Raw genomic sequence first — 20,452 nt, 5'->3', positions numbered from 1 at the left:
TAACCACACATATGAAAGGGGCCTCAGACCCCGTCCGGCGTGTGCACCTGTCCTATTTTCCATGTGCCGTTGACCCTTTCCAGCAGGAAGAGCAGTTCCTGCGGCGCCGGCTCGGGGACGTTTTGCACCACCTGTCCCGATGTGTCCGCCTCGGTATATCCCGACATCTGGGCGGTCGCCCTTACCGCTGCTTTGTCATCCGCCGCACCCTCCGCCATGGTGTTCTCTTCCAGCAAGCTCATGCTCTCCAGCCGGACGCTCAGGCCTTGATAGACATGCCCCTGCTCTGCCAGGGTGCCGAGGATCTCCCTGTCCGCGGCCATCGCATCAGAGCCGTCAACGTTCACATGGGAAAGAAGGCCGGGGTCTCCCGTGGCAAACGCACGGGCACGAACTGTCGCCAGGGCGGGCAGCGCTTTCAGCGGGTCTCCGTTGTCAAGGCGATCCAGCACCGCCTCGGAAAGCTGCGTGTTCGTCCTTGCCGTGTGGATTTGCGTCGTGTCGGTGCTGTCGGCGTTTTCACTGGCACTTCGGTCATTCAGGTCGGCCGGCCCAGGAGATGTTTCAGCTGCTCCGGGAAGCTGAGGAAGGACCAGAAAGGTCCCGGAAACGACGAGACCCGCTGCGACGGCAGGCCTGACCATGCGTTGCAGACGCTGCCCGCCTGCGCCACCGGTACCGTGAGCGACGTGGGCACGGCGGCCCTGCGCCTTCCTCCGGCGGGCCAGCACCTTGATCCCGCCCAGTGTCGCCGACAGCTTCCGGTGCCCGTCCGTCTGCTGGTCCCGCGTCGCGCGGCGCGTCAGCAAGTGCGGCAGGACCGTCGGATGCACCGCGTTAACGAGATCGAGGGGCTGTGCCTCTGCCGCGGAAAGTACTGCCTGCGCAAGGTCAGACGCAGTTGGGCGCCGGCGCGGGTCCTCGTCCAACCCTGCCTCCAGAATGTCGCGCAGTTCCGGCGAGACCTCGGGCACCAGGACTGTCAAGGGCGCCCGATGGCGGGCTTGCCCGGGAGCCTGCCCCGTCAGTACGTACCAACCGAGCGCTGCCACGGAATACACATCAGAACGCGGGTCAGGCGGATGCCCCTGAATCACTTCTCCTGCCGCAAAACCGTCGGTGAACCTCTCGACGGATTCTGCCTCCGCGATGAGGCGCCCCGTGCCCAGGTCTGACAGCAGCGGCATTCCCTCTGGGGTTAGAAGCACATTTCCCGGTGCGACATCGCCATGCACCACTGACCGGCTATGCAGGAAAGCCAGCGCCCGTGCTAAAGGCACCAATACCGTGACACATTCGCCAACGCTCAACCGGCGCCGCACCGTCACGAGGTTGAGCACTGAACCGCCGGCAGCGTAGTCCATCAGAAGCGCGGGCCCGAGGTCCGTCGCTACGACGTCGTGGATTGCCAACAGGTGAGGATGCGTGAGGCCGGCCAGGACGGTCACTTCCCGCCGGAGCTGCCTCAGGTCCGCGACGCCGTTCGGCGAAGCCTTCGGGACCTTCAGGGCTCGCGCTTCACCCGTTCGCGCATCCGTTACGAGCCACACGGCGGCGCTCCCGCCCACACCAAGCAGTCTTCCGGTGTGATACCCGTCCGCGTGCGGCGGCACCGCAGAATCGGAATCGGTCACCGTGTCCGCAGGCCCTGCTGCCGTCTGGCGAAGGAAGTTGTCCATGGCGACCAGTCTTGGGCATTTCCGCCGAGCCCGCAGAAGTTATCCACAACACATCCCGGTCCCCGAATGTGAGTTCACTGTCGGCCGGGTCTACCCTTGAGGAATGACTCTGGAGTTCTCCCGAATCGGGTTCGACCCGCACTTCGTCGACTACCTCGACGGCTGGGAACGGCAGCGTGTGCTGCATGAGGCGGTTGTCGAAGGTACGCACCCAAGCACGGTCCTGCTTTTGGAGCACTCTCCCGTGTACACCGCCGGCAAGCGGACCGAGGAGCACGAAAAGCCGTTCGATGGAACCCCGGTTGTTCCCGTGGACCGCGGAGGAAAGCTGACCTGGCACGGTCCGGGCCAGCTGGTGGGCTACCCCATCCTTGCGCTTCCGGAGCCCACCCGTGTTGCCGACTACGTGGGAATTCTTGAGGACGTCATCATTGCTGTCCTGCAGGACTACAACATCCGCGGTGTCAGGATCGAGGGCAGGTCCGGAGTGTGGTTGGCGGCGGACGATCAGAAGCCGGCGCGCAAGATCGCAGCGATCGGCATCCGCATCAACCGTCGGGTTACCATGCACGGCTTCGCCATCAACTGCAGCAACGACCTCTCCCCCTTCGCCCAGATCATCCCGTGTGGCATCACCGACGCCGGAGTCACCAGTATCTCGGCGGAGCTCGGGCGTACGGTCACGCCTGCCGACATCGTGTCGCGGATCGAGGAAGAGCTGCGCAAAAATAAGGAATCGCTGGTTCTCGACGCCGAAACCGTAGTGCCGGCGTCCGGCACAGCCCAAGCGGTCGGAAACGACCAGCCGGAAGGAGCATTACTGTGAGCCTGGCCCCCGAGGGACGCCGTCTGCTGCGCGTCGAGGCGCGAAACGCCGCGGTTCCCGTCGAACGCAAGCCTGACTGGATCAAAGCCAAGGTGAACATCGGCCCCGAATTCGTCAGCCTGAAAAACCAGGTTAAGAAGGAAGGGCTTCACACCGTCTGCGAGGAAGCAGGCTGTCCCAACATCTTCGAATGCTGGGAGGACCGTGAGGCCACCTTCCTCATCGGTGGGTCCGAATGCACCCGCCGCTGCGACTTCTGCCAGATCGACACGGGGCGTCCCGCACCGCTGGACCGCAGTGAACCGTTCAAGGTTGCGCAGTCCGTGCAGTCGATGAACCTGCGCTACGCAACTGTCACCGGCGTGGCACGTGATGATCTCCCGGACGAGGGTGTCTGGCTGTATGCCGAGACCATCCGGCAGATCCACGCTCTGAACCCTGGCACCGGCGTCGAAATACTCATTCCGGATTTTTCCGGCAAGCCCGAGCACATCGCTGCCATCTGCGAAGCCCAGCCTGAGGTCTTCGCCCACAACGTCGAGACCGTTCCCCGGATTTTCAAGCGCATCCGTCCCGCCTTCCGTTACGAGCGCTCACTCGACGTCATCACGCAGGGCCGCGACCGCGGCATGGTCACCAAGTCGAACCTGATCCTCGGAATGGGAGAGACCCGTGAGGAGATTTCCGAGGCACTGCGCGATCTGCACGCCGCGGGCTGTGATCTGATCACGATCACCCAATACCTTCGCCCAAGCGAGCGGCACCTGCCCGTGGACCGCTGGGTGAAGCCGCAGGAGTTCGTTGAGTTGCAGGAGGAAGCGGACGAGATCGGCTTCCTTGGCGTCATGAGCGGGCCCCTGGTTCGTTCCTCCTACCGCGCCGGCCGCCTGTGGGCTCGCGCCATGCGGAAAAAGGGTCTGGAGCTGCCCCCCGAACTGGCACACATCGAGGATTCGGGAAGCACCCTTCAGGAGGCCTCCAGCCTGATCGCTGGCTGATCCCCTTTCCAGTACGACGGCGGACGTCCCCTTGGTGCGGCGTCCGCCGTACGCCCGGCATCCCGTAGAATTAACCCACTATGGCCAACAGCACTGATACCGACGGATCACGTCCACAGCGTCGTCTCTTCTCTCGCAAGCCCAAGGCGGACAAGCCGCCCAAGAAGCCGGGAACCTGGAAGCGCATCGCTGAAGTTTTCGCGATGACGCGGCGCAACGATCCGAACGTCGTCTGGATCATGGTCCTGACTTTCCTGGCTGTTATCGCCGTCGGACTGCTGATCGGCTTCCTTATCCGCAACGTGATCACCATGGTCATTATCGCGGTGCCGCTGGCATTCCTCGCTGCGCTGTTCATCCTCTCGAGGCGTGCTGAACGGGCCGCCTTCGCGCAGATCGAAGGAAAGCCGGGCGCGGCCGGGGCTGCGCTGAGCGTCCTCCGCCGTGGCTGGATCCTCAAGGACGAACCGGTGGCGGTCAACCCGCGTACTCAAGACGCCGTCTTCCGCGCAATCGGCCGTCCCGGGATCGTCCTGGTCGCCGAAGGGCCCGTTGTCCGCGTCAAGCAACTGGTCAATGGGGAGCGGGTAAAGATGAACCGGATCGTCCCCGGTGTCCCGGTGCACGTGGTGCACGCCGGCAGCGGAGAGGGACAGGTGCCGCTCCAGCGCATCGCCAAGAAGCTGCAGAAAATGAAGAAGACCCTTACCCGTCAGGAAGTCACCGCCGTCGACAAGCGGTTGAGCGCCCTCGGAACCCGTATGCCTATTCCCAAGGGTGTGGATCCGTTCAAGGCCCGCCCGGACCGGAAGGCCATGCGGGGCCGCTAGCCCTGAGGGACAGAATCAAGCAGAAGGCCGCCGGCGCCCTTGGGTGCCGGCGGCCTTCTGCTACTTCTCGTCGGTGCTGTGCGGCGCCGCCCTCAGGCCGGGACGGTGTCACAACTTCCCCAGGTCATATCCTCACGAGGACGGTTCGGGCCGCGCGGTCATGCAGGCCGCGTTGATCCTCGTCGAAAACCACCGCTGGGATCACGAGGCAGATCAGCAGGGTACGGATGATCCCTGAGCCGAAGCCCGCCGCCTGCCCGGTCAGCTTTTGGACCTGCATGCCGAAAACCCTGTGACCCACGCTGTAACCGAGCGTTCCGACGAGAACCATCTGCTCGATCGCGAAGATTCCCAGCGTTGCCATCCCGTCGTAGCGAAAGAATGCGGCGGAAATCAGGGTGCACAACGCCCAGTCAATCGCAAGGGCACCCAATCGGCGTCCGGGACGGGCAATGGAGCCCTTGCCGTCCCTCGGACGGCCGAGGCGCTGCCCCGGCCAGTGGCCCTCTCCGCGCGACGGCGGACCCTCCAGCCATGAACTGATATCTCTACGCTCAACCACTTCACCACTCTATCGCTCGGCGGTGAGGCGCCGTTGGAAGCAGGCGCCCGCCGTCGGGCCGCCGGCCCCGGGGCCTGAGTAGCCGCAAGACGTTAGGGTGGAGAAGCAACGGGTGCGCTGCATCCCGGTTAAGTTACACGCCGGAAACATTTGCGACACCAACGGGTAACTGCGCATTCATAGTGTTGGGGCTGTTGCGGCCGCGGCTCGTATGCCAGGCGGCGGTTCCCCCGCGCTACCGACTCCCGGTCGCTCTCCCCCGAATATGCGTTAGGAGCATAATCCGATGTTCAAGAATGCGGACGAAGTCCTCAAGTACATCGCTGACGAAGATGTGAAGTTCGTAGACGTCCGTTTCACCGACCTTCCGGGCGTTCAGCAGCACTTCAACGTGCCGGCGAAGTCAGTAGACGCCGACTTCTTCGTACATGGTCAGCTGTTCGACGGATCCTCGATCCGGGGCTTCCAGGGCATTGCGGAATCCGATATGCAGCTGATCCCCGATGTCACCACCGCGTTCATCGACCCCTTCCGCATCGAGAAGACCCTCGCGCTGAACTTCTCGATCGTGAACCCCCGTACCGGTGACCCCTACCACCGCGACCCGCGCGGCGTGGCTGAGCGCGCCGAGGCCTACCTGGCATCAAGCGGCATTGCAGACACCGCCTTCTTCGCCCCCGAGGCCGAGTTCTACATCTTCGAGAACATCCAGTACGAGTCCAGCCCGCAGGGCGCTTTCTACAAGCTGGACTCGATCGAAGCACCCTGGAACACCGGCCGCGAGGAAGTCGGCGGAAACCTGGGCAACAAAACCCCCTTCAAGGGCGGCTACTTCCCCGTCTCGCCCGTTGACAAGCAGGCCGACCTGCGCGACGCAATGTGTGTTGAGCTGGATGCCGTAGGCCTTGAGGTCGAGCGTTCGCACCACGAAGTCGGCGGCGCCGGACAGGCGGAGATCAACTACAAGTTCACCACCATGGTGCACGCGGCTGACGACCTGCAGAAGTTCAAGTACATCATCAAGAACGTTGCCAACGCCTGGGGCAAGTCGGCAACCTTCATGCCGAAGCCGATCTTCGGTGACAACGGTTCCGGCATGCACTGCCACCAGTCGCTTTGGAGCAACGGCGAACCGCTGTTCTACGACGAGCGCGGCTACGCCGGCCTGTCGGACCTTGCTCGCTGGTACATCGGTGGCCTGTTGAAGCACGCTTCTGCAGTCCTCGCCTTCACCAACCCGACGGTCAACTCCTACCGCCGCCTGGTCAAGGGCTTCGAGGCTCCCGTCAACATGGTCTACTCGCAGGGTAACCGTTCGGCTGGCATCCGCATCCCGATCACCGGTTCCAATCCCAAGGCCAAGCGCATCGAGTTCCGCGCTCCGGACCCCTCCTCCAACCCGTACCTGGCGTTCGCCGCACAGCTGATGGCGGGCTTGGACGGGATCAAGAACAGGATCGAACCGGCTGACCCGATCGACAAGGACCTGTACGAGCTTCCTGCCGAAGAAGCCAAGGACATCCAGAAGGCACCGGGTTCGCTCGAAGAAGCTCTCATCGCCCTTGAGAACGACAATGAGTTCCTGCAGGCGGGCGGCGTGTTCACCCAGGATCTCATCGATACCTGGATCGCCTACAAGCGCGAGGTGGAGATTACTCCGCTCGCGGCACGCCCGAACCCCTACGAGTTCGAGCTGTACTACGGCGTCTAGGACGTGACTACGGAAATAGGGCCGCACCTCGGTGCGGCCCTATTTCCGTTAAGCAACCCGTGTCCGTTCAACCCCCGTTTCGGCTTCCGGTCAAAGTCCCAAGTAGTCAGCCGTCGTAGCCGTAGAAGTGGCGCTCGAAGATGGCACGGCTGCGTCGGGTCAGCCGCAGGTAGTCCTCTTCAAGCTGGGTTCCCTTGCCCGACCCGTACCCGCACCAACGCGCTACTGCCTCGAGGTCGCGTCGCGAGGACGGCAGGAGGTCGGACTGCTTCCCGCCCCAGATGGTGTTCGCCGACCGGATGCGGGAGGCGAGTCGCCAGCTGGCACGCAGGGTGGCGACGTCGTCGGACGGCAGAAGCCCATGTTCCTGCACAGCGTCCATTGCTTCCAGCGTTGAAGTGGTCCGAAGGGCGCGGATGTCGCGGGCGTGTTGAAGCTGCAGGAGCTGTATCAGCCACTCGACGTCACTGAGTCCGCCCCTGCCCAGCTTCAGGTGGCGTGAAGGGTCCGCTCCACGCGGAAGCCGCTCGGATTCGACCCGGGCCTTGATCCTGCGAATCTCCCGGAGGTCCGCATCGGTGACCGTCCGTTCATACCTGAGCGGATCGATCAGTTCCTGGAATGCCGAACTGAGCCCGTCATCGCCGGCCATCGGAAGGGCCCGCAACAGCGCCTGCGACTCCCACACCAGCGACCAGCGGCGGTAGTACTCGCGGAAGGATTCGAGCGACCGGACCATCGGCCCCTGCTTGCCCTCAGGTCGGAGGTCCGCGTCGACTTCGAGGACGCGCTCAGCGAGGATCGGCGGCGTGCACGGCTGCTGGAGGCGCTGGCGCAGCAGCGTGACGATCCGTTCAGCCTCCCGCTGCGCGGCCTCGGCCTCCGCACCGGGGCGCGGCCGGTGCACGTACATTACGTCGGCATCCGAGCCGTAGGTGATCTCCCGCCCGCCCTGGCGCCCCATCGCCACCACCACGACGTCGGTCAGCGGCTCATCGCCGCCCCGTACCTCTGCTTCTGCAACGTTGAGAGCACCGAGGACCGCGGCCCGGTCGGCGTCGGCAAGGGCCCTTCCCACTTCCTCCTGGCTGAGCAGACCGGAGCTGTCAGCGATGGCGATCCTCAGGATCTCGCGGCGTCGGATCAGGCGGATGAGCCGGATCGCCTCCTGCGGCTGCGGATGACGGGACATCTTCGACTGGATCTCCTGCCACTGCGCTTCAAACGGCAGCGGCTCCAGTTCCTTGTCCGTTCCCAACCACTTGGTGGACTCGGGCGAGACTTCCAGCAGGTCGGTGATGAACCGGCTCGATGAAAGGATGTGGCAGAGCCGCTCGGCGGCGGCCTTGGCATCCCTCAGCATGCCCAGGTACCAGTGGGTCTCCCCAAGCGACTCACTCAGGCGGCGGAAGCCGAGGAGGCCTGCGTCGGGATCCACGCCGTTGGCCAGCCAGTCGAGCAGCACCGGCAGGAGTTGGCGCTGCAGGGCGGACCTCCGGCTGATGCCGCTTGTGAGCGCCTCAATATGCCGCAGGGCGCCACGCGGGTCGAGATAGCCGAGTGCTGCAAGCCGCGCGCGCGCCGCTTCCGGCGTCAGACGAACCTCGTCGGCACTCAAATTTGCTGCCGCGTTCAACAGCGGACGGTAGAAGATCGACTCGTGCAGCCGCCGTACCAGCCGTTTGGTCTGCTGCCACTCATCGGTCAGGGCTGCTGCCGTCGGCCGGGTGTCGACCAGCGGACTCGCCGAGGACTTCGCCAGTGCCTTAAGGCTCGCCTCGTCCTCCGGCATCAGGTGCGTGCGGCGCATCTGGACCAGTTGAATCCGGTGCTCAAGGACACGCAGGTACCGGTACGCCCGGTCGAACTCCTCAGCGTCCCGCCGCCCGATGTAACCGGCGGCGCTGAGCGCAGCAATGGCGGCGGTGGTTGCCGGCGTACGCACGGACTCGTCCACCTTGCCGTGCACCAGTTGGAGCAGCTGCACAGTGAACTCGACGTCGCGAAGGCCGCCCGTGCCGAGTTTGATCTGCCGGTGGACCTCGTGGGATGGGATGTTGTCGGTCACGCGGCGGCGCATTGCCTGCACTGATGCCACGAAGCCCTCGCGTTCCGATGATGTCCACACGAGTTCGGAGACGGCTTTGGCGTACCGGGCGCCGAGGTCGGCGTCGCCCGCGACCGGCCGGGCTTTCAGCAGCGCCTGGAATTCCCACGTCTGCGCCCATCGGGCGTAGTAGGTCAGGTGCGAATCCAGCGTCCGTACAAGGGGTCCGTCCTTGCCTTCGGGCCGCAGATTCGCATCGACTTCCCACAGTCCGGGTTCCCGGCCCGCCGAGATGATCGCACGGGAAATCCCGGAAGCAAGTGCGGTCCCAATGCGGGTTGCACGCTCCTCCTCCAGCCCGTCTGCTTCAATCACGTAGATGACGTCGACGTCGGAAATGTAGTTCAGTTCGCCGGCACCGCACTTGCCCATGCCGATCACCGACAGCCGGACCGCCGCGATGTCGGCTTCGGGGAATGTGCCGGCCAGGTCCGCGCGGGCGACGGCGAGGGCCGCTTCCAGCGCGGCAGCAGCGAGATCGGCCAACTCCCGTCCCACCGCAGGCAGGAAATCGGTGGGAGAGGCGGCACTCAGATCGCGGATGGCAAGCTCTGCGAGATGCCTGCGGTAGCGCGTCCTCAGGGCACGGTAAGCGTCCGCTCCCGCTACACCGGCAACCGGCTGTGATGACCGGTGATCCGCTTCAACCGAGGACAGCAGTGATGTCCGCAGCTCCTCGGCATCTACGCGACCCGGCTCAGCGCTCGTCCGGGCCCGCACAACATCAACATGTTCCGGATGCCGCATCAGGAACTCGGCCAGTGCCTCTGATGCGCCGAGGAGCCGGAAAAGCGCCTCTGCATCACCGTCCCCGGACCGGACAAGGTCTGCCAGATCCGGCTGGACTGCGAGCAGGCGCACCAGGGACTGCAGGGCCAGATCCGGGTTCGCGGCGCTCACGAGGCCCGCGAAGAGCCGGTCTTCAGGTATGTTCCGCAGCTCCGGCGCGGCGAGGAACCGGCTGCTCTTGTCGAGGTCGGTGAATCCCCTGCTGATCAGTTCCCTGTTCAGGCTCATCTGGTGCCTTCCCGCCTACAGGATGCCGAGGTTCCGCCTCAGTTCGTAGGGCGTGACCTGGATGCGGTAATCATGCCATTCGGCGCGCTTGTTCCGCAGGAAGTTCTCGTAAACCTGCTCGCCCAGAATCTCGGCTACGAGTTCCGAATCCTCCATTGCCCGGACCGCGTCATGCAGGCTCGCGGGGAGGGGATCGTGTCCCATCGCCCGGCGCTCTGCGGCGGTCAGGCTCCAGACATCGTCCTCGGCGCCGGGAGGAAGATCGTATCCTTCCTCGATACCCTTCAAACCGGCGCCAAGAAGAACCGAGTAGGCAAGGTATGGATTGGTTGCCGAGTCGATGCCGCGGTATTCGATCCGCGCCGACTGCCCCTTGTTGGGCTTGTACAGCGGAACCCGCACCAGGGCGGAGCGGTTGTTGTGGCCCCAGGAAAGGTAGCTCGGCGCTTCGCCTCCACCCCACAGCCGCTTGTATGAGTTCACGAACTGGTTGGTGACGGCTGTGAATTCCGGAGCGTGGCGCAGGATTCCTGCAATGAACTGCCGCGCCGTCTTCGAGAGCTGGAACTCCGCTCCTGCCTCGAAGAAGGCGTTGGTGTCTCCCTCGAACAGGGAGAAATGAGTGTGCATGCCGGAACCGGGATGGTCGGAGAAAGGCTTCGGCATGAAAGTGGCGTAGCTGTTCTGCATGAGTGCCACTTCTTTGATGACGGTACGGAACGTCATGATGTTGTCAGCGGTCTGCAGGGCATCGGCGTACCGCAGGTCGATCTCGTTCTGGCCGGGCCCGCCCTCGTGGTGGCTGAACTCTACGGAGATACCAACCGATTCGAGCATTGCGACGGCGGTGCGGCGGAAATCCTGCGCAACCCCACCGGGCACATGGTCGAAGTAGCCGGCCTGGTCCACCGGGACCGGCTGCCCGTCCGGACCCAGCTCAGCCGACTTGAGCAGGTAGAACTCGATCTCGGGGTGCGTGTAGCAGGTGAATCCCATGTCGGCGGCCTTGGCGAGGGTCCGCTTCAGCACTCCGCGAGGGTCAGCCGACGACGGCTGACCATCCGGCGTGAGAATGTCGCAGAACATGCGTGAGGTTTGTTCCCGCTCGCCCCGCCAGGGAAGGATCTGGAATGTCGAAGGGTCCGGCTGCGCAAGCATGTCCGATTCGAAGACGCGGGCCAGTCCCTCGATCGAGGACCCGTCGAAGCCAAGGCCCTCTTCGAAGGCGCCCTCCACTTCCGCCGGGGCCAGCGCCACGGACTTCAGGGATCCGACGACGTCGGTGAACCACAGCCGCACGAACCGGACGTCCCGTTCCTCGATAGTGCGTAGGACGAACTCCTGCTGCCGATCCATTCCAACCTCTTTCCCACTCGATGCCGATGCCGGTGCCGTGCCCGCACGCGGCAGGGCGCTCCGAAGTCCGTGTTCACTCTACTGACAATTGGGCAGCGCACGCGGATCCACCGGGCGTCCAAGACCTCGGGGAACAGTATGTCGAGGCTGTGTTACGGCGGCGTTACCCGTGAAGTAGGCTCAGAAGCATGAATTCCGCGGAGATTCCTGCCCCCTACGGAACCGGATCGCAGCAGGGCGGTACGCCGTCGTCCGCTTTGCCGGCACGGATTCGCGTTCATCACCTGCAGGCCGCGAAGGACGAAGGCCGCCGCTTCGCCATGCTTACCGCATACGACCAGTACGCCGCACAGATTTTCGACGAGGCCGGCATCGAGGTCCTCCTGGTCGGCGACTCCGCTGCCAATAACGTGCTTGGACACGCCACCACCCTGCCCATCACCCTGGACGAGATGATTCTGTTCTCCAGGGCGGTTGCCGGCGCTTCAAAGCGTTCGCTCGTCGTCGCCGACCTGCCGTTTGGGAGCTACGAGGTCTCCCCCGCGCAGGGTGTGGAGTCGTCCGTCCGGCTCATGAAGGAAGGGCTGGTGCACGCTGTGAAGATGGAGGGCGGGAAGCACCATGCTGAGACGGTTCGCGCCATTGTCCAGGCAGGGATTCCGGTCATGGCCCACGTCGGCTTCACTCCGCAGAGCGAGCACTCGTTGGGCGGCTACCGGGTTCAGGGGCGGGGCGAAGCCGCACGAACGGTGATTGACGACGCCGTTGCGCTGGCTGAGGCAGGAGCGTTCTGTGTGCTGATGGAAATGGTGCCGGCTGATGTGGCAGCCGAGGTGGACCGGTTGGTGGCCGTTCCCACGATCGGCATCGGAGCAGGCTCAGCAACAACCGGCCAGGTTCTGGTTTGGCAGGACATGGCGGGCCTTCGCTTGGGGAAGCAGGCGCGGTTCGTGAAGAAGTTCGCGGACGTCCGCACGGTCCTATCAGACGCAGCCCGCGCCTACGCGGACGAGGTGCGCGAGGGCACGTTCCCCGGCCCGGAGCACAGCTTCTAGCGGTCAGTCCTCGTCGTCCTGGGCTTCCCAGGCGCGGTTCCGCTCGCGGACCTTCTCCAGCGCCCGTTCCGCTTCAGCCCGGGTTTCATAGGGACCGATGAGCTGGCTCCAGTCCGATTGAGCATCTTCTTCAACCTCATGGGTCCGCACGTTGTACCAGTACTGCACCATCCCGGCCTCCCCGTTCCATGAACTGTTGCTCCAGTCCCGTTATTTTTCGGCACCGGCGGTTCTCCACCGCTAGGATCTAGCGTATGCCCCAGCACTCTTCTACGGCACCCGTCGGCACCCTCAGCCAGGGAACGGTCAGCCCCCAGCGCAGCGTTCCGTCGTCGATCAAGCGGCCGGAATACGTTGGACGTCCCGGCCCGGCGCCATTCGAGGGGTCGGAGGTCAAATCGGAAGAGACCATCGAACGCATCCGGCGGGCATCGAAGATCGCCGCGCAGGCCATTCAGGAAGTCGGTCGCCACATTGCTCCTGGTATCACTACTGATGAACTAGACGCCATCGGCCACCAGTTCCTGATCGACAACGACGCCTACCCCTCGACCCTCGGCTACCGTGGCTTCCCGAAGTCAATCTGTTCGTCGCTGAACGAGGTCATCTGCCACGGCATCCCCGATTCGACTGCGCTGGCCGACGGCGACATCATCAACATCGACATCACGGCGTATATCGACGGCGTGCATGGTGACACGAACTACACCTTCCTAGTTGGCGACGTTGACGAGGAATCCCGCCTGCTGGTTGAACGTACGCAGGAAGCGCTCAACCGGGCCATCAGGGCGGTGGCGCCCGGACGAGAAATAAACGTCATCGGCCGTGCCATTGAGTCCTACGCCAAGAGATTCGGTTACGGTGTGGTGCGGGACTTCACCGGCCACGGCGTAGGAGAGGCCTTCCACACCGGGCTGATCATCCCCCATTACGACGCTGCTCCTGCGTACAACAGGATCATCGAACCGGGGATGGTCTTCACCATCGAGCCCATGCTGACGCTCGGAACCATTGAATGGGACATGTGGCCGGATGACTGGACCGTGGTCACGAAGGACCGTCGGAGAACCGCCCAGTTTGAGCACACGCTGGTTGTCACCCAGAACGGCGCCGAAGTACTGACGCTTCCCTGATTAGAGACTTCCCCGGCACCACCTTGCGCGCGGACACCGTTCCCGTGCGCTTCGACCTGAACCATCCCAACGATCCCCTGGAGAATCATGGGCAAGAAGAGCGAGAAGAAGCTGGGAAGCACCAAGCTCCCCAAGACCGTCATCGGCATCGATATCGGCGGGACCGGCATCAAGGGAGGCATCGTTGACCTCGCGGCCGGTGAAATCGTAGGCGAGCGGTACCGGGTGGAAACACCCCAACCTGCAACTCCCGAGGCAGTCGCCGTCGTCGTTGCCGACATCGTCGCCGAGCTTTCCAGCCGTGAGGGCGCCCCAACAGAGAAGCTGCCCATCGGCGTCACCTTCCCCGCCATCATTCAGCACGGTGTCGCGCGCTCAGCTGCGAATGTTGATGAGAGCTGGATAGACACGGATGTCGATGCGCTGTTCACGAAGGTTCTCGGCCGGGACGTGCATGTCATCAACGACGCCGACGCCGCCGGCCTTGCCGAGGTTCAGTACGGCGCGGGCAAGGGCGTCGACGGCACCGTGCTGGTGATCACGCTCGGCACGGGCATCGGGTCAGCCTTCATCTTCGACGGCAAGCTGGTCCCCAACGCTGAGCTTGGCCACCTTGAGATTGACGGACACGACGCCGAGACGCAGGCTTCAGCCGTGGCGCGCGAGCGTCTGGGCCTGGACTGGGATCAGTACGCGGTCAAGCTGCAGCGGTACTTCTCGCATGTCGAGTTCCTCTTCTCGCCGGAGCTGTTCATCGTCGGCGGAGGAATCTCCAAGCGAAGCAAGGACTTCCTTCCCCAGCTGAATCTTCGCACCCGAATCATCCCCGCGGAACTGCGTAATCACGCGGGCATCGTTGGAGCAGCTTTGCAGGCGGCCCTGCACTTCAAGAGCGAGCCGGTCGAAGTTCACTGAGACTGTTGCTTGGTGCCGGTGGTGGCGGCGGCTTCCCCTCCGCTGCCACCACCGGAGATCAGGTAGCGGTGAGCGGACGCTGGGTACCGGCCGGCACGCTGCGCGCAGAGCTTGATGCCTCGCGGCGCAGCTTCTCGATCGCCTTTTCGAAGTCCTCCAGCGAGTCGAACCCCTGGTAGACGCTGGCGAAGCGGAGGTAGGCAACCTGGTCGAGGTTCTGCAGTGGCCCAAGGATGGCCAGCCCCACCTCATGCGCGTCGATTTCCGCCGCGCCGCTGGCACGGATCGATTCCTCGACTTCCTGCGCAAGCAGGGCCAGGTCATCCTCGGTGACGGGCCTTCCCTGACAGGCTTTGCGAACCCCGCTCACAACCTTGCTGCGGCTGAAGGGTTCGGCGACGCCCGAGCGCTTGATGACCGAGAGACTGGTGGTTTCCAGCGTTGTGAAGCGCTTGCCGCACTGGGGGCACTGCCGACGGCGACGGATGGCAGAGCCGTCTTCGGTGAGGCGGCTGTCCACCACGCGGGAATCGGAACTGCGGCAGAACGGACAGTACATTCCACCCCTCGTTTCGGCACTTTGGCTTCTGAACAGCTGCTGGACGGCTACTAGGCCCCATTGAACAGCTACGACACGAACGCACCAAAAGGGCTCGTCGCGCAACACCATTTTAGAACTAGATGTTGTGAAACTACAACATTGTTATTACTACATGTGGGGTTCCAATGACCCGCCGCGGGTGCCGGCGCGGCGGATCAGCTCAGGAGAATCGGACCCGCACAGCGTCACCGTGACCCGGAAGATCCTCAGCCTTGGCGAGCTCGACAACATGGGCGCTTACTTCCCGAAGGGCATCAGCGGAATAGTCGATGACCTGCATTGAACGCAGGAAGGTGTGTACTCCCAGCCCTGATGCGAAGGCGGCGGTTCCTGCGGTGGGCAGCACGTGGTTGGATCCAGCGCAGTAGTCGCCCAGGCTGACCGGACTGTAGTCCCCCACGAAGATGGCACCGGCATTCCGGATTCGCCCGGCGACCGCTGCTGCGTCAGCAGTATGAATCTCCAGGTGCTCGGCAGCATAGGCGTCACATACAGCGATGCCGTGCTCGACGTCGTCAACCAGGATAGTGCCGGACTGCGGCCCCGACAGGGCCGTCTCCACCCGCTCCCGATGCCGGGTTGCAGGCACCTGCGCCGCGAGTTCGGACCGGACGGCAGCGGCCAGTTCTTCGGACGGGGTGATCAGCACGGATGCCGCGTTCGGATCATGCTCAGCCTGGCTGATCAGGTCGGCGGCAACCAGACGGGCCTGAGCGGTCCCATCGGCCAGCACGGCGATCTCGGTGGTACCTGCTTCGGCATCGATCCCCACCACACCCTTGACCAGGCGCTTGGCGGTAGCCACGTAGATGTTACCGGGGCCGGTTACGACGTCGACCGGCGCGATCGCTTCCCGGTCCCCTTCCGCGCGAACGCCGTAAGCGAAGGCAGCGATAGCCTGGGCACCGCCGATGCCATACACCTCATCGATGCCCAGCAGCGCGGCTGCGGCCAGGATTACCGGATGGGGCATGCCTCCAAAATCCTTGTGCGGCGGTGAGGCAAGCGCGATGGACTCGACCCCTGCAGCCTGCGCGGGCACCACGTTCATCACCACGGAAGACGCCAGAACTGCCAGCCCTCCGGGAACGTAGAGTCCCACCCGGTTTACCGGCACCCAGCGTTGGGTCAGCGCGGCCCCGGGCCGGATGTTGACGGAAACGTCCTGCGGCTTCTGCGCCAGAGCGAAGACCCGGGCGCGGTCGATCGACTCTTCAAGGGCGGCCCGCACATCCGGGTCCAGCGATTCGAGTGCCTCCTTGAGCGCCTTGGCGGGGACGCGCGGATGGGGCTGCGTTACGCCGTCGAAACGCTGGGCGAGATCACTGAGCGCATCAAAGCCCCGGGAGCGCACATCGTCAATGATGTCCTCAACGCGCGACGCGACCGAATCGAAGGAAGCGGTTTCGCTGCGGGGCATCGCCCCCTTCAGATCAGCGGCGGACAGCTGGGCTCCGCGCAGGTCGATCGTGCGGAAGGCATCAAAGGAAACGGGGGAAGTCTGTGCGGTCACACCCGCAATTCTACCGGCGTGAAAGCCGGTCCCCTCCTACTCCGTCTGGTGGGGAGACCGAACCAGCAGCAGCCCGAGCAGGGAGGCGAGGAACACCACCAACGCGGTGGCCGCCGGCCAGATCACCGCAGCACCGAGCGACCGAAGGACGAACGGGAACTCGGTGTCGCCTCCGGAGAACAGCGCCCCCAGCCCCTGGCCGACCACAACTGCGAGCAGCGAACCCAACAGAGCACCCGTTACGGCCGCGCACACCCGCTCCCAGGCGCCGGGACGCTCCAGCCGGTTGGTCAGCAGCCAGCCGACAACGACGCCGGCAAGCAGTTGCAGACCGGCGAACACCAGGTCCCGCAGCAACCAGGTCTCGGCCTCGGAGCGGTCACCGTACAGCGCTCCTCCTGGTGCGGCGAGCCACCAGACCACACCGAGGATCGGCCCGAGAAGCGTCATCGCTGCCGCCCACCACGCGAGGGACGATGGCGGCGCCGTCGTCGTCGTGGCCGGACCGGTGTAGACCGGAGGTGGGTACGTGCCCGGCTCCGCCGGTGATTCCTGCATCCGTCTACCCTAACTGCCGCTGCAACCTGCGCCCGTCACGCATCGAGGCAGGTGGGCCCGAGCAGCACTTTCAGGTCCCCGAACAGGGCCGGCGTGGGATTGACCCGCAAGTCTACCGGCAGCGAGAGGACGGATAGCTGTCGCTCCTTCCGGACATGCAGGCGCACCTCGGAGTTGCCCCGATGCTGGCGGAGTACGGAACCCAGCTCGTGGATAACCGGTTCGGTGGCTCGGTGGTGCAGCAGCGAGATGACCACTGGGCCGGAGTGGCCCTCCGTCAGGTCCGGGACGGAGAGTTCCTGGGCGTTGAGGGTGACCGTGCCGTCGTCGCGCTTCTGGAGCCGTCCGCGCACCACCACGATCAGGTCCTCGGCCAGCACTGAGGCAATAGGGCCGTATACCTGGCCGAAGAACATCGCTTCGATGGACCCTCCGAGATCCTCGATCTCAGCACGGGCGTAGGCATTGCCGCTGTTCTTCGCGATCCTCCGCTGCAACGAGGTGATCATGCCCGCGATGGTGACCATGGCGCCGTCGGGCGGGCCGTCTTCCCCGATTATGGAGGTGATGGCAGAATCTGCGTGCTGGCTGAGCAGTCCCTCCAGTCCCTGGAGCGGGTGGTCCGAAACGTACAGCCCCAGCATGTCGCGCTCGAAGGCCAACTTGTCCTTCTTTGCCCACTCCGGCAGGTCCGGAACGTCGACTGACAGTCCGGTCCCGGCGCTGGGATCGTCGAAGGCGCTGAACAGGTCGAACTGGTTGGCCGCCTCATTCCGCTTGAGCACGACGACGGAGTCCACCGCTTCCTCGTGGATCATCGCCAGCGCACGGCGCGGGTGGCCGAGCGAATCGAATGCGCCCGCCTTGATCAAGGATTCGATGGTGCGCTTGTTGCACACCACGGCAGGCACCTTCTGCAGGAAGTCGGAGAACGACTCGAACGCGCCCTTCTCCTCCCTCGCTGAAACCATGGCGCCGACCACGTTAGCTCCGACGTTGCGGATTGCACCCATGCCGAAGCGGATATCCGTGCCCACTGGCGTGAAGTTGACGCTCGATTCGTTCACGTCCGGCGGCAGAACCGTGATGCCCATGCGGCGGCACTCGTTCAGGTACAGGGCGAGTTTGTCCTTGTCGTCGCCCACGCTGGTCAGCAATGCCGCCATGTACTCCGACGGGAAGTGGGCCTTCAGGTAGGCGGTCCAGTACGCGACGACACCGTATGCGGCGGAGTGCGCCTTGTTGAACGCGTAGTCGGAGAACGGAAGGAGGATGTCCCACAGGGTCTTGACGGCGGCGTCAGAATAGCCGTTGTCCTTCATGCCCTGCGAGAAGCCGGCGAACTGCTTGTCCAGTTCCTCTTTCTTCTTCTTGCCCATCGCACGGCGGAGGATATCCGCCTGTCCGAGCGAGTAGCCCGCGACCTTCTGGGCGATCGCCATGACCTGCTCCTGATAGACGATCAGGCCGTAGGTTGTGTCCAGGATCTCGGCGAGGGGTTCCGCCAGCTCCGGGTGGATGGGAGTGATCTCCTGGACGCCCGTCTTGCGCAGCGCGTAGTTGGTGTGCGAGTTGGCACCCATGGGCCCGGGACGGTACAGCGCGATGACAGCGGAAATGTCTTCGAAGTTGTCCGGGCGCATCAGCTTCAGAAGCGACCGCATGGGACCGCCGTCGAGCTGGAACACGCCCAGCGTGTCACCGCGTGCCAGGAGGTCGTAGGACTCCTTGTCCTCCAGCGGGAGGGTCTCGAGGTCCAGGTCGAAGTCGCGGTTGAGCTTGATGTTCTCAATTGCGTCGGTCATGATCGTCAGGTTCCGCAGACCGAGGAAGTCCATCTTGATCAGGCCGAGGCCCTCACAGGTGGGATAGTCGAACTGCGTGATGATCTGGCCGTCCTGGTCGCGGCGCATGATCGGAATGATGTCGATCAGCGGCTCGGAGGACATGATCACACCGGCCGCGTGAACGCCCCACTGCCGCTTCAGTCCCTCGAGGCCCAGGGCCGTTTCGAACACCTTCTGCGCGTCCGGGTCGCTCTTGAGCAGCTCCCGCAGTTCCTCGGCCTCGGAGTAGCGCTTGGCGTCCTTGTTGTGGACGTCAGCAAGCGCGATGCCCTTGCCCATGACGTCCGGGGGCATAGCCTTGGTCAGCCGCTCGCCCATGGAGAACGGGTAGCCCATCACTCGGGACGAGTCCTTCAGCGCCTGCTTGGCCTTGATGGTGCCGTAGGTGACGATCATGGCCACCCGCTCGTCACCGTACTTCTCGGTGACGTATCGGATCACCTCGGGGCGGCGGCGATCGTCGAAGTCGACGTCGAAGTCGGGCATCGACACACGGTCCGGGTTGAGGAACCGTTCGAAGATCAGTCCGTGCCGCAGCGGGTCCAGGTCGGTGATGCGCATGGCGTAGGCGGCCATGGAGCCGGCGCCGGAGCCACGGCCTGGTCCCACGCGGATGCCGTTGTTCTTGGCCCAGTTGATGAAGTCGGCAACCACCAGGAAGTAGCCCGGGAAGCCCATCTGCGAGATGACGCCCACCTCGTAGTCCGCCTGCTTGCGGACGTCGTCCGGGATGCCGTCCGGGTAGCGGTAGTGCAGTCCCTTCTCGACTTCCTTGACGAACCAGGACTGCTCGTTCTCGCCCTCCGGGACGGGAAAGCGCGGCATGTAGTTGGCGCTCGTGTTGAACTCCACGTTGCAGCGCTCCGCGATGAGCAGCGTGTTGTCGCAGGCCTCGGGATAGTCGCGGAAAATGGCCCGCATCTCCGCCGGGGACTTCAGGTAGAACTCGTCGGCGTCGAACTTGAACCGCTTTGGGTCTGCCATCGTGGAGCCGGACTGCACGCACAGCAGCGCCGCATGCGCCTTCGCGTCCTCGGCATGGGTGTAGTGGAGGTCGTTGGTGGCAACCAGCGGAAGTCCGAGCTCGCGGGCCAGTTTCAGGAGGTCCGCCTGGACGTTCCTTTCGATGTCCAGGCCGTGGTCCATCAACTCGCAGAAGAAGTTGTCGGCGCCGAAGATGTCCCGGAAATCCGAGGCGGCCTGCATGGCCTCCCGGTAGAGACCAAGCCGGAGCTTTGTCTGCACCTCACCGGAGGGACAGCCGGTGGTGGCAATGAGTCCCTTCCCGTAGGTCTGCAGCAGGTCCCGGTCCATGCGGGGCTTGTAGAGGTAGCCCTCCAGCGATGCCAGGGAGGACATCCGGAACAGGTTGTGCATTCCCTCGGTGGTTTCGGACCACAGGGTCATGTGCGTGTATGCGCCCGCACCGGAAACGTCGTCACGTCCGCCGCCGCCCCACTGGACACGGGTCTTGTCGGCGCGCGCTGTGCCTGGGGTGAGATAAGCCTCGACGCCGACAATCGGCTTCACGCCCGCGTTGCGGGCCTTGTTCCAGAAGTCGAAGGCGCCGAAGACGAACCCGTGGTCCGTGGTGGCCAGCGCGTTCATCCCGAGCTCAGCCGTGTGGCTGAAGAGGTCGTTCAGCCGAGCGGCGCCGTCGAGCATTGAATACTCGGTGTGGTTATGCAGATGGACGAAGGAGTCCTGGGACAACTGGGAGGGGGAAGCTGAGGAAACCACCAAT

16 protein-coding genes are annotated in these 20,452 nt (G+C 64.2%); 7 read left to right on the top strand and 9 right to left on the bottom strand.

The window, feature by feature from the left end; translation table 11 throughout:
- Positions 1–23: 23 nt before the first annotated feature.
- A complete protein-coding gene (locus tag GC088_RS06575; RefSeq protein WP_323961531.1) occupies positions 24–1,679 on the bottom strand; it encodes a serine/threonine protein kinase in 1,656 nt (551 codons plus the stop codon).
- A 103-nt stretch (positions 1,680–1,782) separates the two neighbouring features.
- On the opposite strand from GC088_RS06575, the gene lipB reads away from it, so the two are divergent.
- From lipB to GC088_RS06560, 3 genes are all read left to right on the top strand, one after another.
- Positions 1,783–2,505 carry a lipoyl(octanoyl) transferase LipB gene (lipB, locus tag GC088_RS06570; RefSeq protein WP_323961529.1) on the top strand — a complete coding sequence of 241 codons (723 nt, stop codon included), beginning with the start codon at positions 1,783–1,785 and terminating at the stop codon, positions 2,503–2,505.
- Entirely contained in the window at positions 2,502–3,503 is a 1,002-nt protein-coding gene (gene lipA, locus GC088_RS06565) for a lipoyl synthase (protein WP_323961527.1), read from the top strand. Before lipB ends, lipA begins: the two co-directional genes overlap by 4 nt.
- Positions 3,504–3,583: 80 nt before the next feature.
- The gene (locus GC088_RS06560; protein ID WP_323961525.1) at positions 3,584–4,333 is read left to right on the top strand and encodes a DUF4191 domain-containing protein; all 750 of its coding nucleotides are present in this window, start codon (positions 3,584–3,586) and stop codon (positions 4,331–4,333) included.
- 124 nt (positions 4,334–4,457) lie between these two features.
- Here the strand turns inward: GC088_RS06560 and GC088_RS06555 are convergent, their stop codons facing one another.
- On the bottom strand, positions 4,458–4,895 hold the full coding sequence (locus tag GC088_RS06555) for an RDD family protein (RefSeq protein ID WP_323961523.1): 438 nt from the start codon (positions 4,893–4,895) through the stop codon (positions 4,458–4,460).
- A 286-nt stretch (positions 4,896–5,181) separates the two neighbouring features.
- On the opposite strand from GC088_RS06555, the gene glnA (GC088_RS06550) reads away from it, so the two are divergent.
- The gene (gene glnA / locus GC088_RS06550) at positions 5,182–6,606 is read left to right on the top strand and encodes a type I glutamate--ammonia ligase (protein WP_323961521.1); all 1,425 of its coding nucleotides are present in this window, start codon (positions 5,182–5,184) and stop codon (positions 6,604–6,606) included.
- A gap of 106 nt (positions 6,607–6,712) precedes the next feature.
- Here glnA (GC088_RS06550) and GC088_RS06545 read toward each other — a convergent pair whose 3' ends face one another.
- Positions 6,713–9,730 carry a bifunctional [glutamine synthetase] adenylyltransferase/[glutamine synthetase]-adenylyl-L-tyrosine phosphorylase gene (locus tag GC088_RS06545; RefSeq protein WP_323961519.1) on the bottom strand — a complete coding sequence of 1,006 codons (3,018 nt, stop codon included), beginning with the start codon at positions 9,728–9,730 and terminating at the stop codon, positions 6,713–6,715.
- 15 nt (positions 9,731–9,745) lie between these two features.
- Positions 9,746–11,086 carry a type I glutamate--ammonia ligase gene (gene glnA / locus GC088_RS06540; protein WP_323961517.1) on the bottom strand — a complete coding sequence of 447 codons (1,341 nt, stop codon included), beginning with the start codon at positions 11,084–11,086 and terminating at the stop codon, positions 9,746–9,748.
- A 188-nt stretch (positions 11,087–11,274) separates the two neighbouring features.
- Here glnA (GC088_RS06540) and panB point away from each other — a divergent pair, with 188 nt between their 5' ends.
- Positions 11,275–12,141 carry a 3-methyl-2-oxobutanoate hydroxymethyltransferase gene (gene panB, locus GC088_RS06535; RefSeq protein ID WP_323961515.1) on the top strand — a complete coding sequence of 289 codons (867 nt, stop codon included), beginning with the start codon at positions 11,275–11,277 and terminating at the stop codon, positions 12,139–12,141.
- 3 nt (positions 12,142–12,144) lie between these two features.
- Here panB and GC088_RS06530 read toward each other — a convergent pair whose 3' ends face one another.
- Positions 12,145–12,312: an SPOR domain-containing protein gene (locus GC088_RS06530; protein WP_323961514.1), complete on the bottom strand. Its 168-nt coding sequence runs from the start codon at positions 12,310–12,312 to the stop codon at positions 12,145–12,147.
- Between the two features lie 83 nt (positions 12,313–12,395).
- Here GC088_RS06530 and map point away from each other — a divergent pair, with 83 nt between their 5' ends.
- Complete coding sequence (gene map, locus GC088_RS06525) at positions 12,396–13,274, top strand: type I methionyl aminopeptidase (protein ID WP_323961512.1); 879 nt, start codon at positions 12,396–12,398, stop codon at positions 13,272–13,274.
- Positions 13,275–13,361: 87 nt separating this feature from the next.
- Positions 13,362–14,189, top strand: coding sequence for a polyphosphate--glucose phosphotransferase (ppgK, locus tag GC088_RS06520; RefSeq protein WP_323961510.1), 828 nt, complete (start codon positions 13,362–13,364; stop codon positions 14,187–14,189).
- A gap of 58 nt (positions 14,190–14,247) precedes the next feature.
- On the opposite strand, the gene nrdR is transcribed toward ppgK, so the two are convergent.
- The 4 genes from nrdR to dnaE all read right to left on the bottom strand — a co-directional run bounded on the left by nrdR (position 14,248) and on the right by dnaE (position 20,373).
- A complete protein-coding gene (nrdR, locus tag GC088_RS06515; protein ID WP_323961508.1) occupies positions 14,248–14,748 on the bottom strand; it encodes a transcriptional regulator NrdR in 501 nt (166 codons plus the stop codon).
- A gap of 202 nt (positions 14,749–14,950) precedes the next feature.
- Positions 14,951–16,303, bottom strand: coding sequence for a histidinol dehydrogenase (hisD, locus tag GC088_RS06510; RefSeq protein ID WP_323961507.1), 1,353 nt, complete (start codon positions 16,301–16,303; stop codon positions 14,951–14,953).
- A gap of 36 nt (positions 16,304–16,339) precedes the next feature.
- Positions 16,340–16,861, bottom strand: a complete 522-nt coding sequence (locus tag GC088_RS06505) for a hypothetical protein (protein WP_323961505.1) — start codon at positions 16,859–16,861, stop codon at positions 16,340–16,342.
- Between the two features lie 35 nt (positions 16,862–16,896).
- Positions 16,897–20,373, bottom strand: a complete 3,477-nt coding sequence (gene dnaE / locus GC088_RS06500; protein ID WP_416377520.1) for a DNA polymerase III subunit alpha — start codon at positions 20,371–20,373, stop codon at positions 16,897–16,899.
- Positions 20,374–20,452: the final 79 nt, after the last annotated feature.

The sequence above is a fragment of the Arthrobacter sp. JZ12 genome, from assembly GCF_035189165.1.
In the GTDB taxonomy this organism is placed as follows: domain Bacteria; phylum Actinomycetota; class Actinomycetes; order Actinomycetales; family Micrococcaceae; genus Arthrobacter_D.
This window is presented reverse-complemented; position numbering and strand designations above follow the sequence as displayed.